Source organism: Streptomyces sp. STR69 (assembly GCF_024519455.1).
Classification (GTDB): domain Bacteria; phylum Actinomycetota; class Actinomycetes; order Streptomycetales; family Streptomycetaceae; genus Streptomyces.
The window spans coordinates 282821-297417 of sequence record NZ_JALJRY010000012.1 but is presented as its reverse complement, the minus strand read 5'-3'; the positions used below and the strand labels follow the sequence as shown (position 1 = coordinate 297417).

Genomic DNA, 14597 nt, shown 5'->3' with positions numbered 1-14597 from the left:
ACAGCGTCTCCGCCGGGTCGAGGTCACGGGTCGCCTCGTGCAGGTCGGCGCCGTCGACGTTCGACACGAACCGGACCGTCAACTCGCGGTCGGTGAAGCTGCGCAGCACCTCGTAGGCCATCGCCGGGCCGAGGTCGGAGCCGCCGATGCCGATGTTGACGATGTTCTTGATGCGCCGGCCGGTGTGCCCGGTCCACTCTCCGGAGCGGACCCGGTCCGCGAAGCCGGCCATCTTGTCGAGCACCGCGTGCACCTGCGGCACGACGTTCTCGCCGTCGACCTCGATCACCGCGTCGCGCGGGGCGCGCAGCGCGGTGTGCAGGACCGCGCGGTCCTCGGTGACGTTGATCTTCTCGCCGCGGAACATGGCGTCCCGCAGCCCGAAGACGTCCGTGGCGGCGGCCAGCGCGTGCAGCAGCCGCAGGGTCTCGTCGGTGACGAGGTGCTTCGAGTAGTCGAGGTGCAGGTCACCGACCTTGAGCGTGTACCCGCTGCCGCGTCCGGGATCGGCGGCGAACAGCTCCCTCAGCTGCACCTCGCCGAGCTCCTCACGGTGCTTGGCCAAGGCGGTCCACTCGGGCGTCTGGTTGAGCCTGGTACGGCCGTCTGCGTTCATTGCGACTTCAGCCTTCTTTCCTACCGACCTGGGGGCCGGTTCCAACCTAATTGATCAGCCCGTGGCGCGAGCGGTCGTCCCGTTGTCCTCCGGTGCAACAACAGGTACGTCCGGCTTGACCGCGGGTATCAACGAGGCGACGGCCAGCCCGAAGAGGGCTGCCGCGAGCAGGGCGGGGCCGTTCAGTCCGTAGGTCCCTGCCACGGTTCCGCCGAGCAGGGCGCCGATCGGGGCTCCCGACGTCGAGGAGGTGCGGAACGCGGAGGCGATGCGGCCGACCATGGCCGCGGGGCTGCGCTGCTGCATCAGGGTGACCTGGTTGACGTTCCACACCATGTTCATGGCGCCGAGCAGCAGCATGCCCGCGGCCAGGGCGGCCAGGTGGCGGACGGTCCCGATGAGCAGCAGCGACGACGTCTGGACGCTCCCTGCGACCAGCAGCGCCCGGACGCGGCCGGTGCGGCGCGCGATCCGCTGGGCGACGAAGCCCCCGGAGAAGCTGCCGACCGAGTACGCCGTCATCGCGGCGGCGTATCCGGCGTTGCCCGCGTCCAGCCAGCGCGTCACGTGCAGGACGAGTGTGGCGATCAGGGCACCCATGCCGATGTTGCACAGCAGGGTGGCCACGCAGGTCGCGCGCAGCACCCGGTCGCTCCACAGGGCGCGCAGGCCTTCCCCTATCTCCGTCCTGAGGGTGCTGCCGGCCGGGCGCGGCTCCCGCTCGGGCGGGCGGATTTGCAGGGAGGCCACGAGGGCGGCGGCCAGGAGATAGGTGCTCGCGTCGGCCGCGAACGGCATGAACGCCCCGGCCGTAAGCAGCAGCGGCACGAGCGGACTGGCCAGCAGACCGCCGGCGAGCTGCTGGCCGGTCATCAGCCGGGCATTGGCGCTGCCCAGCGCCTCACGGGCCACCAGCGACGGCAGGAGGGCCGTGGACGCGTTGTCGAAGAGGGTCTGGAGCGTGGTCAGGCAGAAGGCGAGGGCCAGCAGCAGCGGGATCGAGGCGTGACCGAGTCCGACGGCGAGCGCGAACGAGGCGACGAGCAGCCCTCGTACCGAGTCCACGGCCCACATCGCGCGCCGTTGGTCCACTCGGTCCGCGACGGCCCCGCCCAGCAGTCCGAAGAGCAGCCAGGGAAGGTATCCGCAGGCGGTGACGGAGGCGATGACGAGCGGATCGTCCGTGAGCCGCACGGCGATCAGGGGCAGCGCGGCCGTACGCAGCGCATCCCCGAACCGCGAGATCACGGCGGCGCTCCACAGCCGCCCGAACCCCCCACGCCACGCGGGCACATGACTGCCCGTCACCTCGACCGTCGTCACCACTCCCCCTCGCGGTTCACCGATGCACAAACCGTAGAGGGTGCCACTGACAATCGGTCCGGGGCCGGTCGGCCGCCGGGGTGCGAAACAGCTCCGGCCAGACACCCTGTGGGCGTCCGGCCGGTTCAACTCCTAGATTTCTCCCCGCAGTTTGGCGAGCGCCTCGGCGAGGATCGCCTCGCCGTCCGCGTCGCTGCGCCGCTCCCGTACATACGCGAGGTGCGTCTTGTAGGGCTCGGTGCGCGGCGGGTCCGGCGGGTTGTCCCGGTCCTGTCCGGCGGGAAAGCCGCAGCGCGGGCAGTCCCAGGTGTCGGGGACCTGCGCGTCGCTGGCGAAGCTGGGCTGCGTCTCGTGCCCGTTGGAGCACCAGAAGGAGATGCGCAGCCGGGGCGCGGACTCGCCACGCTCGGCCTCACCCATCGGCCCCGCCCCGACCCGGCTTCCTCGGATCGCGTTGCCACTTGCCACGGTCGTAACTCCCTGCGTGATGGTGCCGCGAAGCGAGTCGGCGTTTTCGCTCCGTTGCGAGCGCCTCAGTCTACGTAAGGCCCAACGCGCGTCCAGTGGTTGGAGTTACAGCCCCTACACCTAGACGCAAGCCCCATGATAGGCCGCGCTCAGCTGCGCGTACCGAACATGGGGCCTTACGTACGGAATGTGCGAAGGAACGTGCGGTCAGCTCGTCTTCATCAGCAGGCCGAGCACGACGATGCAGGTGAACCACAGAAGACCGAGCCCCACGGTGATGCGGTCGAGGTTGCGCTCGGCGACCGAAGAACCACCGACGGACGACGACATGCCGCCACCGAACATGTCGGAGAGACCGCCGCCCTTCCCCTTGTGCATCAGCACCAGCAGCATCAGCAGCAGGCTGAAGACGATCAGGGCGATCGAGAACCCCAAAACCACGGCTGGACCAACTTCCTCGGATTCGGACGGACGACGGGGACATGGCTGTGGAGCCATGTCCCCGCAAGGGTACGACGGATCGTCGCTACGGCCTACTCACGGTCTCACTGGTCACGGAAGCGCACGATCTTGACGAACTCGTCGGCGTCCAGCGAGGCACCGCCGACCAGGGCGCCGTCGACGTCGGGCTTGGCCATGATCTCGGCGACGTTGCCGGACTTGACGGAGCCGCCGTACTGGATGCGGACCTGGTCGGCCAGCTCCTGGGTGTACAGCTCGGCGAGCTTGCTGCGGATGGCCTGGCAGACCTCCTGGGCGTCGTCGGCGCCGCAGACCTTGCCGGTGCCGATGGCCCAGACGGGCTCGTAGGCGATGACGACCGACTCGGCCTGCTCGGCCGGGACGTCCTTGAGGCCGCCGACGACCTGGGAGAGCGTGTGGGCGATGTGGTTGCCCGCCTCGCGGATCTCCAGTTCCTCGCCGACGCACAGGATCGGGGTGAGGCCGTGCTTGTAGGCGGCCTTGACCTTGGTGTTGACGATCTCGTCGGTCTCGGCGTGGTACTGGCGGCGCTCGGAGTGGCCGACGGCCACGTAGGTGCACTTCAGCTTGGCCAGCATCGCTCCGGAGATCTCGCCGGTGTAGGCGCCGGAGTCGTGCGCCGAGATGTCCTGGGCGCCGTACTTGATCTTGAGCTTGTCGCCGTCGACCAGGGTCTGCACGGAGCGCAGGTCGGTGAAGGGCGGCAGGACGGCGACCTCGACGGCCTCGTAGTCCTTGTCCGCGAGGGCGAAGGCGAGCTTCTGGACGTGGGCGATGGCCTCGAGGTGGTTGAGGTTCATCTTCCAGTTGCCCGCCATGATCGGCGTGCGCCCAGAGGAAACGGATGGAGCCATGAGTGGTCAGTCCTCCAGTGCGGCGAGGCCGGGGAGCGTCTTGCCCTCTAGGTATTCGAGGGAGGCGCCGCCGCCGGTCGAGATGTGGCCGAATGCCGTCTCGTCGAAGCCCAGGATGCGGACGGCGGCGGCGGAGTCGCCACCGCCGACGACGGTGAAGGCCTGGGAGTCGACGAGGGCCTGGGCGACCGCCTTGGTGCCCTCGGCGTAGTCGGGGTGCTCGAAGACGCCCATCGGGCCGTTCCAGAAGATGGTGGCCGCGTCGGCGAGCTTCGAGGCGTACAGGGCACCGGTCTCGGGACCGATGTCGAGACCCATGTGGTCGGCCGGGATGGCGTCCGCGGCGACGGTGACGGGGTGGGAGGGGGCCTTCGTCTTCAGGTCCGGGAAGGCGGTCGCGGCCACGACGTCGACGGGGACGACGAGTTCGACGCCGTTCTTCTCGGCGCGCTCGACGTACTCGGTGACGGCGGGCAGCTGGTCGTCCTGGACCAGGGAGGCGCCGATCTCGTAGCCCTGGGCCTTGAGGAAGGTGAAGGCCATGCCGCCGCCGATGAGCAGCCGGTCGGCCTTGCCGAGGAGCTGGTCGATGACGGCGAGCTTGTCGGAGACCTTGGAGCCGCCGAGGGCGACGACGTAGGGCCGCTTGACGTCCTCGGTGAGCTTCTTCAGGACGCCGACCTCGGTGGCGATGAGGTAGCCGGCGTAGTGCGGCAGACGGGCCGGGAGGTCGTACACGGAGGCGTGCTTGCGGTGCACGGCGCCGAAACCGTCGCCTACGTAGATGTCGGCCAGGGCGGCGAGCTGGTCGGCGAACTCGCCGCGCTCGGTGTCGTCCTTGGCGGTCTCGCCCGCGTTGAAGCGCAGGTTCTCGATGACCGCGACCTGACCGGGCTCCAGACCGCGCACAGCGTCGTGGGCGGCGGGGCCGATCGTGTCCTGGGCGAACGCGACCGGCGCGCCCAGGAGTTCGGCGAGCCGCTCGGCGGGCTGCAGCAGGGAGAAGGCCGGGTCCGGGGCGCCCTTGGGGCGGCCCAGGTGCGAGGCGACGATCACCTTGGCGCCCGCCTCGACGAGGGCCTTGACGGTGGGCAGTACGGCGCGGATGCGGCCGTCGTCGGTGATGAGGCCGTCGGCCAGCGGGACGTTGAGGTCGGCGCGGACGAAAACCCGCTTGCCGTCCACGCCTTCGGCGAGAAGTTCGTCGATCGTCTTCATGAATGGGACTCCTAGGGAAGGCTCTTCAGGCTCTTCGGATCGGAGAGGGCTGATCGATCACCACGTGGCGCAGGGCCCGGACAGCGCGGCGTGCGCTGCCCGAGCCCTGGCTCACATCGAGTTGCCTGCTCTGGGGGTCAGAGCTGGCCGCCGACGAAGACCGTGAGGTCGACGAGGCGGTTGGAGTAGCCCCACTCGTTGTCGTACCAGCCGAGGATCTTCACCGACGTGCCGTCCTGGACCATGGTCAGGAGGGAGTCGAAGGTGCAGGAGGCCTGGTCGCCGACGATGTCCGAGGAGACGATCGGGTCCTCGGTGTACGTCAGGTAGCCCTTGAGGTCGCCGTCCTCGGAGGCCTTCTTGAACGCGGCGTTGACCTCGTCCTTGGTGACCTCGCGCTGGAGCTGGACAACCAGGTCGGTGGCCGAGCCGGTCGGGACCGGGACGCGCATCGCGATGCCGTCGAGCTTGCCCTTGAGCTGCGGGAGGACCAGGGCGGTGGCCTTGGCGGCACCGGTGGTGGTCGGGATGATGTTCTCGGCGGCGGCACGCGCGCGGCGCAGGTCCGAGTGCGGGAAGTCCAGGATGCGCTGGTCGTTCGTGTACGCGTGCACCGTGGTCATCAGGCCCTTGACGATGCCGAAGTTCTCGTCGAGAACCTTGGCCATCGGCGCCACACAGTTGGTGGTGCAGGAGGCGTTCGAGATGACGTGGTGCTGGGCCGCGTCGTACTTGTCCTGGTTGACGCCCATCACGATGGTGATGTCCTCGTCCTTGGCCGGAGCCGAGATGAGGACCTTCTTGGCGCCGCCGGCGATGTGCTTCTCGGCGTCGGCCTTCTTCGTGAAGATGCCGGTCGACTCGATGACGATGTCGACGCCCAGCTCGCCCCACGGGATGTCGGCGGGGTTGCGCTCGGACAGGACCTTGATCGTGTGCCCGTCGACGGTGATCGTGTCGGCGGTGTGCGACACCTCGGCCTGCAGGCGGCCCAGAATGGTGTCGTACTTGAGCAGGTGAGCGGTGGTCGCGGTGTCACCCAGGTCGTTGACAGCCACGATCTCGATGTCAGCACCCTGCTTCAGCAGCGCGCGGAAGTAGTTACGACCGATGCGGCCAAAGCCGTTGATGCCTACGCGGATCGTCACGAACCGATCTCCTCGTTGGTACGCCGGCTCAGTGCCGGCGAGTTGTATGGGATGTCCCCGACCGCCTACGACCCTACCTCCCTGAGCCCCCCGTGGTGACATCGAGATGCCCCATACACCGCAGGGCGGTCCGTACCCGCCAGTAGGGGTACGGACCGCCCTGGATGTTCATGACATCGTCACACCGAGTCAGCTCTTCAGAGCCGCGAGTGCCTTCTTGAGCAGGGCCGCGCGGTCGGCTGGCGCGGTGACCTGTTCCAGGCCGAAGCCCAGCAGCACGGTGCGGTCGGTGGTGATCGCGCCGTACGTCTGGAACAGGGCTCCGGTGCGCGTCCAGTCCTTCAGGACCGCCGGGCTGCCCGGGGGCGGTCCGGTCACGCTCCAGGCGCCCAGGGAGGTCTCGAAGCCCTCGGTCTGGGTGGCCGTGCCCCCGACGACGAGCGAGGCGTCGTCGGCGAGGACGCCGTGGCCGCCGGAGCCCGGGTCGGTGATGTAACTGAGCGATACCTCGACGGACTTGCCGGCGTAGGCGCTCAGGTCGAAGTTGACCTGCTGCCAGCCGTTGGAGGCGCCGGTGAAGCTGTTCCACGAGCCGGTGGAGCCGGTCGCGGTGCAGCCGGTGGTGGCGAACGTCAGGTAGTGCTTCAGCCACGGGTGTTCGGCGACCAGGAAGCCGGCCTCGCACTCCGAGGGCAGCGCGGTGCTGGTGGCGCCGCCCGCCTCCGGGAGCGTGGTCCAGTCGTCGGCGCCGGTGGTGTGGATCTCGACGACGGCGTGGTCGTAGCCGGGCTCGGTGTCCCACAGCAGCTCGCTGCGCAGCGTGGGCTTGTCGGCCGCGCTCACCCCGGTGAGGTCGATGGTGCGGGTGAGGCGCTTGTAGGCGTCGTCGGTGTGGACGGCGGCGGCCATGTATGAGCCCGCGAAGGGCCCGTACGGGTTGACGGTCCCGGCGAACTGGCCCGCGCCGGCGCTCGCGAACTGCGGGTAGGTGGCCGGGGACAGCGAGTCGGAGGTGACGCTGTAACTGCCCGCCCGGTCCAGCGGGTTGCCGGGCGCGCCGCTGAGCGGCCCGGTGAAGCCGGCGAGTTTGCCGGAGCCGTTGAAGCCGGTGGCCCCGGGGAGGGACGTACGGGAGTAGGCGCCCAGGTAGTACTGGCTGAAGTCGTTCGAGGGGGTGCCGTCGGCGAGGGCGACGGAGCCGCCGGCCTGTTCGCCGGCCTCGATCAGCTTGCCGCCCTCGTTGAGGAAGGCGCGCAGCTGGAGCTGGGTGTCGTTGCCCGGGCCTGCGGGCCCGGAGTAGTGGACGACCGTCTTGAAGTGGTCGAGCACGGCGAGCGCGTCGGGCGCGCCCTGCGTGGCGACGTCCCAGACGATCGCCTTGCGGCCGTTCGCCTTCAGCGCGTCGACGTAGGTCTGCGCCTGGGTGGCGGCGGCGCCCTCTTCGGCGACCACGAGGGTGTCGGCGGCGGGTCGTTGGGCGACCGTGTACGTGAAGTGGGCGCTGGAGGTGGGCTTCCCGGCCTTCGTCCTGCCGGTGAACCACACCTCGACCTTGTCGCCCGGGTCGCCGTCCTTGACCTTGGCCCGGTACTCGTCGAAGTACAGGTTGTCGTCCCCGCCGTAGGTCTGGCCGCCCTTCCAGGGCTTGAGCGCCACGTCCTGCGTACGGCCGCCGTTGACGCGGTACTTGAGCTCCTTGTCGCGCACGGACTTCCGTACGACGACGGAGACCGCCTGGTCGGCGCCGCGCGAGTACGACGTCGGGAAGGTGGCCGGGGTGAAGTCGGCGGCGCTCAGGCCGACCGACGAGGTCGGCTGGTCGGGGTGGGCGGCGGTCTCGGCGACGGAGAGCGCGAAGGGGATGTTCTTCGCGAACTCGTCCTGGATCAGCTTCTCGTCGTCGGGGAAGTTGAAGACGGACTGGCAGTCGGCCGCGTTCCAGGCGTCGTTCGGGTCGATGTTCGACGCGGTCTGGCAGGTCGACATCTCCGGGGTGAACATCGACATGCTGTTGACGTTCGACGCGTGGCCGTCCGCCTCGCCGTTGGTCGTGTACAGCTCCGAGGAGACCTGCGAGTGGTAGCCGGGGATCGCCGGATTGTCAGGCGTGCCCGCGAGTGCCTTGTAGAGCACGTCGTCCGGGGTGGGCGTCGCGACCTGCCAGCCGACCCCGTAGAGGAGGAGTTCGGCGGCGGAGTGGTAGTTGACGCCGTAGCTGAAGCCGATCCGCTTCTCGAAGGTGTCGAGTGCCTGCGTCTCGGGCTCGGAGGCGGGGGCCGTGCCGCGGTAGGTCTCACTCGTCGGGTTCGGGGACGAACCCTCGTCGTCGTAGCCCCACTTGTAGGCGAAGTTGCGGTTGAGGTCGACGCCGTCGCCGGTGGAGATGGTGCCGTCGCCGTTGACGTCCCGCAGGTTCTTGCGCCACAGGCGGGGGTCGGAGTCCTTGAAGGTGTAGTCGTAGCCGTCCGGGTTGGCGGAGAGCACGAACCACAGTTCCGTGGAGTCGACGATCTTCTTGATGCGCTTGTCGGTCTTGTAGTTGTCCAGGTAGTAGTGCATCAGCCGGCGGGTCATTTCCGGCGTGATCCACTCGCGCGCGTGCTGGTTGGACACGTACAGCACCGAGGGCTTGGAGCCGTCCTTGGTCTTCTTCGCGTTCTTGGTCAGTTTGAGCGCGAGGATGTCCTGGCCGTTGATCGTCTTGCCGATGGACTCGACCTTGGTGAGACCGGGGTTGGCCTGCCCCGTCCTGACGATCTCCTCCTTCAGACCGCCGCTTCCGCTGTAGGGCCGGAACACGCCCTGGGCCGCGTCCTCGACGCGCGTCTCGGCCTTCGCCGAGAGGGTGTGCTCGGTGAGGTCGACGCCCTGCTTCTCCAGTTTCTGGGCCTGCTGGTCGGTGAGGTAGACCTCGACAGAGGTTCTACCGGCGGCCGAGAACTTGTTGTCGCCGAGTTCGTGCGCGTCCTGTCCGGCCTTCAGGAGCAGGGGTATCTGCTTCTGGGTGACGTCGGCGTGGAAGACCTTGACCTCGTCGGGGTCGGCCTTCGTGGAACTCCCGCCCTGCGCCTGGGCGATCGGCGCGATGCTCGCCCCGGCGATCAGGAGTGCACCGACAGCGAGGATCGATCTCGCTCTGTGTCTCATGAATCCCCCTAGCAACTGTCCGCCACAGCAGCGAACTGTTGCCAGGCTCATGACACTTCATGATCGAGTCAAGGGGGCGCATCAGGACGGTCAAACGCCGGTGCGGATATCCCAAGGGGACATCCGCACCGGCGTGTTGAGAGATCGTCAGGTCGCAGGAGGCGTCAGCCGACCATGTTGTCGGCCATCTCCTCGGTGATGCTGGACTCCGTGCCCGGGATGCCGAGGTCCTGGGCCCGCTTGTCGGCCATCGCCAGCAGACGGCGGATACGGCCCGCCACGGCGTCCTTCGTCAGCGGCGGGTCGGCCAGCGCGCCCAGCTCCTCCAGGGAGGCCTGCTTGTGGTCCATGCGCAGCCGGCCTGCGGCGGCGAGGTGCTCGGGGACCTCGTCGGCGAGGATCTCCAGCGCGCGCTGGACCCGGGCTCCGGCGGCGACAGCCGCGCGGGCCGAGCGGCGCAGGTTGGCGTCGTCGAAGTTGGCCAGCCGGTTCGCCGTGGCGCGCACCTCGCGGCGCATCCGGCGCTCCTCCCAGGCCAGCACCGACTCGTGCGCGCCGAGCCGGGTGAGCAGGGCGCCGATCGCGTCGCCGTCACGGACGACCACCCGGTCCACGCCCCGCACCTCGCGCGCCTTCGCCGCGATCGACAGCCGGCGGGCGGCGCCGACCAGCGCGAGCGCGGCCTCCGGGCCCGGGCAGGTCACCTCCAGGGAGGAGGACCTGCCGGGCTCGGTCAGTGAGCCGTGGGCCAGGAACGCGCCGCGCCAGGCCGCCTCCGCGTCACAGGTCGCCCCGGAGACCACCTGCGGCGGCAGACCCCGGATGGGGCGTCCGCGGCCGTCCACGAGGCCCGTCTGCCGGGCCAGCTGATCGCCGCCCGCGACCACCCGGACGACGTAACGGGAGCCGCGGCGCAGTCCGCCGGGCGCCATCACGATCAGTTCGGAGCTGTGGCCGAAGATCTCCAGGATGTCCCGCTTGAGCCGGCGCGCCGCCATCGCGGTGTCCAGCTCCGCCTCGATCACGATGCGCCCGCTCACCAGGTGGAGGCCTCCGGCGAACCGCAGAATGGCGGAGACCTCCGCCTTCCTGCAGCAGGTACGGGTGACGGGGAGCCGGGAGATCTCATCCTTCACCGCTGCCGTCATCGCCATGGGCCGATCCTTCCATGCATCCGAAAAATACGGTCGTACGCGGCGGCCAACAGCTCCGGGTCGTGCCTTGGAGTTCCGTCCGGCCGGGCCACCGGCGCCAGCTCGACCGCGGCGCCGAGCCGCTTGGCGGCTTCGGTGAGCGACGCGCGATCGGGCACGGCGGCCTCGTCGGCCAGCACCACGTCCAGGGCGAGTTTAGGGGCGTGTCGTCCCAAAACCTCCAAATGACGCTGCGGGGAGAAGCCATCGGTTTCTCCGGGCTGCGGCGCGAGGTTCAGGGAGAGTACCCGGCGCGCCTTCGTCTCGGTGAGCGCGTCCAGCAGTTCCGGCACCAGCAGGTGCGGGATGACCGACGAGAACCAGGAGCCGGGACCGAGCACCACCCAGTCCGCGTCGAGCACGGCGGCGACCGCCTCGGGCACGGCCGGCGGGTCGTGCGGCACGACGTGCACGGACATCACCTCACCGGGCGTGAGCGCCACGGTCGCCTGCCCCCGCACGGTGTCGACATCGTCGGGCCGCGCCGGGTCGTGCCCCTTGACCAGTGCCTGGAGCTCCAGCGGTACGGCGGACATGGGCAGCACGCGCCCGTGCGCGCCGAGCAGCTTGCCGACCAGGTCGAGGGCCTGGACGTGGTCGCCGAGCTGCTCCCACAGGGCGACGATCAGCAGATTGCCGACCGCGTGCTCGTGCAGGTCGCCCTTGGACTGGAAGCGGTGCTGGATGACGCGGGCCCAGGTCTGGCCCCAGTCGTCGTCGCCGCACAGCGCGGCCAGCGCCTTGCGCAGGTCGCCCGGAGGCAGCACGCCCAGTTCGTCGCGCAGGCGTCCGCTGGAGCCGCCGTCGTCGGCCACGGTGACGACGGCGGTGAGATCGCCGGTGATCCGGCGCAGTGCGGTGAGCGAGGCGGACAGGCCCATGCCACCGCCGAGGGCAACCACCTTGGGCTGGGTGCCGCGCCGGCGCGGCTTGCCGCCGCGGGCCTCCACGGGCCTGGTCGTACGTCCCTCGGGTACCACTCGGCGCAGTCGGCCGAGCCGTGGGCTACGTCCCGTCATTCCCGTCCCATGTCCCGGTGTACGACCACCGTCTCGACGCCCTCGGCCACGAGCCGCGCGGCGAGCTTCTCCGCCGTGGCGACCGAGCGGTGCTTGCCGCCGGTGCAGCCGATCGCGATCGTCACGTACCGCTTGCCCTCACGGCGGTAGCCGGCCGCGATGAGGCGCAGCAGCTCGGCGTACCGGTCGAGGAACTCCTTGGCGCCGGGCTGGTTGAAGACGTACGCCGAGACCTCCTCGTTGAGGCCGTTGAAGGGGCGCAGTTCCGGGATCCAGTGCGGGTTGGGCAGGAAGCGCATGTCGGCGACGAGGTCGGCGTCGACCGGGAGGCCGTACTTGAAGCCGAACGACATGACGGTGGCCCGCAGTTCGGGCTCCTCCTCGCCGGCGAACTGGGCGTCCATCTTGGCGCGGAGTTCGTGGACGTTGAGGCTGGAGGTGTCGATGACGAGGTCGGCGTCCCCGCGCAGTTCGCGCAGGAGTTCCCGCTCGGCGTCGATGCCGTCGACGATGCGGCCGTCGCCCTGGAGGGGGTGCGGTCGGCGCACGGACTCGAAGCGGCGCACCAGGGCGTCGTCGGAGGACTCCAGGAAGACGATCCGCCGGGTGACGTTCTTGGACTCCAGGTCGGCGAGGGACTCGCGGAGGTTGTCGAAGAAGCGCCGTCCGCGTACGTCGACCACGACCGCGATCCGTGCCACGTTGCCCTGGGAGCGGGCGCCGAGCTCCACCATGGTGGGGATCAGGGCGGGCGGGAGGTTGTCGACGACGAACCAGCCGAGGTCCTCCAGACACTTGGCGGCGGTGGACCGCCCGGCCCCGGACATGCCGGAGATGATCACCAGCTCGGGGATGGCCGCCTCGGGCACCCCGCCGGCTGTCGTGCTGTCCGTACTCACTTCTGCTCCGTTGTCCTGGGTGCCTTCCGGTGGAGCCTGATCCTCGCCCGTCTCCTTGTGGGTCTGATCTCGGTCCGCTGTGGGCCGCTTCTCTTGCTCGCTCATGTCTCCTGCCCCCGTCGCTCGTCCGGGGCGCCCGCGGGTACGGGCTCCCCCGGGGCACCCGCCGTCGTCTCGGGTGTCCCGTCTTCCATGTCATCCATGATCTCTCCAGTCGCCGTGTTCACGGCGGGTGCGGCCGGGGCCGCCTGGGCGAGGGCCACCACGATGGTCTCGGCGGTCTTGCGACCTATGCCCGGAACCTCGCAGATCTGATCGATTGTCGCGGATCGCAGCTTCTTCACCGAACCGAAGTGCTTGATGAGCGCCTGCTTGCGGGTCTCGCCGAGTCCGGGCACGTCGTCCAGGGGGCTCGCCCGGAACCGCTTGGCGCGCTTGGCGCGCTGGTAGGTGATCGCGAAGCGGTGGGCCTCGTCGCGGACGCGCTGGAGGAGGTAGAGGCCCTCGCTGGTGCGGGGCAGGACCACCGGGTCGTCCTCGTCGGGCAGCCAGACCTCCTCCAGGCGCTTGGCGAGACCGCACACGGCGATGTCGTCGATTCCCAGTTCGTCGAGGGCCTTCTTGGCGGCGGCGACCTGCGGCTGCCCGCCGTCGACCACGACGAGCTGCGGCGGATAGGCGAACCGCTTGGGGCGGCCCTCGTCGTCCTTCAGGTCACTCAGCTCGTCGCCGTCCACCCACTCCCCCGTCTTCTCCTTCTCGGCGAGATAGCGCCGGAAGCGGCGGGTGATCACCTCGTGCATCGAGCGGACGTCGTCCTGGCCCTCGAAGCCCTTGATCTGGAAGCGGCGGTACTCGCTCTTGCGCGACAGCCCGTCCTCGAAGACGACCATGGACGCCACGACGTCGTCGCCCTGGAGGTGCGAGATGTCGTAGCACTCGATCCTCAGGGGGGCGCTGTCCAGGTCGAGGGCCTCGGAGATCTCCTCCAGGGCGCGTGAGCGGGTGGTGAGGTCGGAGGCGCGCTTGGTCTTGTGGAGGATCAGCGACTGCTGGGCGTTGCGCGCGACGGTCTCCATGAGGGACTTCTTGTCGCCGCGCTGCGGGATGCGCAGCGACACGTTCGACCCGCGGCGGTCCGTCAGCCACTGCTGGACCGGCTCCACCGGGTCGGGCAGGGCCGGGACGAGGACCTCCTTGGGGACGGAGTCCCCGGTCTCCTCGCCGTAGAGCTGCTGGAGTGCGTGCTCGACGAGGGCCGCGGTGGTGACGTCCTCGACCTTGTCGGTGACCCAGCCGCGCTGGCCGCGCACGCGTCCGCCGCGGACGTGGAAGATCTGGACGGCCGCCTCCAACTCGTCCTCGGCGACGGCGATCAGGTCGGCGTCGGTCGCGTCGGCGAGGACGACCGCGCTCTTCTCCATGGCCTTGCGCAGGGCCTCGATGTCGTCGCGCAGCCGGGCCGCCCGCTCGTACTCCATCTCCTCGGCGGCCTCCGTCATCCGCTGCTCCAGGCGGCGGATGTACGTGCCGGTGCGGCCGGCCATGAAGTCGCTGAACTCCTCGGCCAGTTCGCGGTGCTCCTCCTCGGAGACGCGGCCGACGCAGGGCGCGGAGCACTTGCCGATGTAGCCGAGCAGACAGGGGCGGCCGGTGCGCGCGGCGTTCTTGAAGACGCCGGCCGAGCAGGTGCGGACGGGGAACACGCGCAGCAGGAGGTCCACGGTGTCGCGGATCGCCCACGCGTGTCCGTACGGCCCGAAGTAGCGGACGCCCTTCTTCTTGTGACCGCGCATCACCTGGACGCGCGGGTACTCCTCGTTCATCGTCACCGCGAGGTACGGGTAGCTCTTGTCGTCGCGGTACTTGACGTTGAAGCGGGGGTCGTACTCCTTGATCCAGGAGTACTCCAGCTGAAGTGCCTCGACCTCCGTGGACACGACCGTCCACTCCACCGACGCGGCCGTGGTGACCATCGTGCGCGTGCGCGGGTGGAGTCCGGCCAGGTCCTGGAAGTAGTTCGCCAGGCGCTGGCGCAGGCTCTTCGCCTTTCCGACGTAGATCACCCGGCGGTGCTCGTCGCGGAACTTGTAGACCCCGGGCGAGTCCGGGATCTCTCCCGGCCTGGGGCGGTAGCTGGAGGGATCGGCCATGTTTCACACCCTACTGGCGCGGAGTGACAGCGCGGCGGGGCTGTGGACAACGCCGGGCATGCCCGGCGGAACTCCG

General features: G+C 69.5%; 11 protein-coding genes and 1 pseudogene. All 12 read right to left on the bottom strand.

What is annotated here, in order from left to right; translation table 11 throughout:
- A pseudogene (locus tag OC490_RS24115) lies at positions 1-616 on the bottom strand (glucose-6-phosphate isomerase); the annotation flags it as partial.
- A gap of 54 nt (positions 617-670) precedes the next feature.
- On the bottom strand, positions 671-1939 hold the full coding sequence (locus OC490_RS24110) for an MFS transporter (protein WP_262060058.1): 1269 nt from the start codon (positions 1937-1939) through the stop codon (positions 671-673).
- Between the two features lie 132 nt (positions 1940-2071).
- Positions 2072-2407, bottom strand: coding sequence for an RNA polymerase-binding protein RbpA (locus OC490_RS24105; RefSeq protein ID WP_003957010.1), 336 nt, complete (start codon positions 2405-2407; stop codon positions 2072-2074).
- A 207-nt stretch (positions 2408-2614) separates the two neighbouring features.
- On the bottom strand, positions 2615-2848 hold the full coding sequence (secG, locus tag OC490_RS24100; protein WP_200712135.1) for a preprotein translocase subunit SecG: 234 nt from the start codon (positions 2846-2848) through the stop codon (positions 2615-2617).
- A 104-nt stretch (positions 2849-2952) separates the two neighbouring features.
- The gene (tpiA, locus tag OC490_RS24095; RefSeq protein WP_262060071.1) at positions 2953-3708 is read right to left on the bottom strand and encodes a triose-phosphate isomerase; all 756 of its coding nucleotides are present in this window, start codon (positions 3706-3708) and stop codon (positions 2953-2955) included.
- A gap of 42 nt (positions 3709-3750) precedes the next feature.
- Positions 3751-4962, bottom strand: coding sequence for a phosphoglycerate kinase (locus OC490_RS24090; protein ID WP_262060057.1), 1212 nt, complete (start codon positions 4960-4962; stop codon positions 3751-3753).
- A 137-nt stretch (positions 4963-5099) separates the two neighbouring features.
- Positions 5100-6110 (bottom strand): type I glyceraldehyde-3-phosphate dehydrogenase, encoded by a 1011-nt coding sequence (gene gap / locus OC490_RS24085; protein WP_200712138.1) that lies wholly within the window; start codon positions 6108-6110, stop codon positions 5100-5102.
- 189 nt (positions 6111-6299) lie between these two features.
- The gene (locus OC490_RS24080; RefSeq protein WP_262060056.1) at positions 6300-9257 is read right to left on the bottom strand and encodes a M14 family metallopeptidase; all 2958 of its coding nucleotides are present in this window, start codon (positions 9255-9257) and stop codon (positions 6300-6302) included.
- Positions 9258-9421: 164 nt separating this feature from the next.
- Positions 9422-10411, bottom strand: a complete 990-nt coding sequence (whiA, locus tag OC490_RS24075; protein ID WP_019067568.1) for a DNA-binding protein WhiA — start codon at positions 10409-10411, stop codon at positions 9422-9424.
- Positions 10402-11469, bottom strand: coding sequence for a uridine diphosphate-N-acetylglucosamine-binding protein YvcK (gene yvcK / locus OC490_RS24070; protein ID WP_262060055.1), 1068 nt, complete (start codon positions 11467-11469; stop codon positions 10402-10404). The genes whiA and yvcK overlap by 10 nt, the downstream gene beginning before the upstream one ends.
- A complete protein-coding gene (rapZ, locus tag OC490_RS24065; protein ID WP_262060054.1) occupies positions 11466-12473 on the bottom strand; it encodes an RNase adapter RapZ in 1008 nt (335 codons plus the stop codon). The genes yvcK and rapZ overlap by 4 nt, the downstream gene beginning before the upstream one ends.
- Positions 12470-14521, bottom strand: coding sequence for an excinuclease ABC subunit UvrC (uvrC, locus tag OC490_RS24060; protein WP_262060053.1), 2052 nt, complete (start codon positions 14519-14521; stop codon positions 12470-12472). Before uvrC ends, rapZ begins: the two co-directional genes overlap by 4 nt.
- Positions 14522-14597: the final 76 nt, after the last annotated feature.